The 1,416-nt window shown below is 66.7% G+C and carries 1 protein-coding gene; it reads right to left on the bottom strand.

Annotated elements, in window-relative coordinates; all coding sequences use genetic code 11:
• Window positions 1–23 precede the first annotated feature (23 nt).
• Entirely contained in the window at window positions 24–1,358 is a 1,335-nt protein-coding gene (locus tag ACIRCZ_RS20515) for an MFS transporter (protein WP_179165325.1), read from the bottom strand.
• Between the last annotated feature and the right edge of the window lie 58 nt (window positions 1,359–1,416).

Here is a 1,416-nt window from a genome sequence, read left to right as displayed (position 1 = left end):
CTCGGAGGAAGGGTGGTGTCCGGCTACTTCGTTGTGGCGTGCTTCGGGGTGGTGTCGGCGGTTTCTTCTGATGGTTCGGTGGTGGGGGTTGTTTCGTTGGTGGCGTGGTGGGTGGCTTGTTGGATGGCGTGGTTGCTGAGGGCGGGGAGGCTGGCGAGGGCGACGATGATCATGAGGAGGCCGCCGGTGATGAAGGGGGTGCGCAGGCTGGTGGTGCTGGCGAGGTAGCCGGCGAGGATGCCGCCGAAGGGGGCGCCCATGAGGGAGATGAGGCGGCTTGCGGACAGGACGCGTCCGCGGATTTCGGTGGGGGCCAGGCGTTGGCGCAGGGCGCCGACGATGACGATCTGGACGCTCATGGAGAAGCCGATGGTGGCCATCATGGCGCCGGCGATCCAGGGGCTGGTGGTGAGGCCGAGGCCCAGGACGGCGAGTCCTTCGATGGACATGCCGACGCAGCGCATGGTGCCGACCTGGATTTTTTTGGAGATGGGGGCGGAGAGGAAGCTGCCGATGAAGGCGCCGACGGCGGTGGAGCTGAGGAGGAGTCCGTAGCCGATGTCGCCGAGTCCGAGCTGGTTTTTGGCGAGGAGGACCAGGAGGGACATTTTGGCGGTGAAGACGAGGTTGCCGATGGCGGCGGTGCCGGCGAGGGTGCGCAGGACGCGGTGTTTGAGGAGCCAGCGCAGTCCTTCGGCTACTTCGGTGCGCAGGCTGGTGGTGGTGGGTTGGGTGGTGGGGGGGTTGGCGAAGTTGCCTTTGAGGGAGGTGACGCACAGGGCGCTGGTGAGGAAGGAGAGGGCGTTGCCGAGGAAGGGCAGGGAGTGGGAGAGGGAGAAGAGGATGCCGCCGATGGGGGGTCCGGCGAGTTGTTCGCCGTTGATCTGTGCGGCGGAGATGCGGCTGTTGGCGCGGATGAGTGCTTGGTCGCCGGTGACGACGACGGGCAGGACGGCCTGGGCGGAGATGTCGAAGAAGATGTCTCCGCAGCCCAGGGCGAATCCGGCGGCGATGAGGAGGGTGATGTTGGCGTGGTCGGTCAGGACGGCGAGGGTGAGCAGGGTGAGGATGGTGAAGCGGACGAGGTCGGCGCGGAGCATGACTTTTCTGCGGTCCCAGCGGTCGACGAGGGCGCCGGCGGGGAGGCCGAGGAGGAACCAGGGCAGGGTGCCGATGGCGCCGACGGCGCCGATGAGGAGGGGGTCGGTGGTGAGTTGGATGGCGAGCAGGGGCAGTGCGGCCATCTGGACGCCGTCGCCCCAGGACGAGGCGATCGCGGCGACCCATACCTTGTTGAAATTGCTTCCCAGGCCCGGCTGGGCCGTCTTGTCCTTCGTGTTTTTACTGGTGACGTTCAACGAATCTCCCGGGAACGGATGGTGAGGACAGCAACGGTGGGACGGAGACAACACCCCG

This window comes from Leifsonia sp. NPDC102414 (genome assembly GCF_044765685.1).
Taxonomy (GTDB): Bacteria; Actinomycetota; Actinomycetes; order Actinomycetales; family Microbacteriaceae; genus Leifsonia.
Note: the sequence above shows the minus strand (reverse complement) of the source record. Positions and strands in the feature narration are given on the sequence as shown.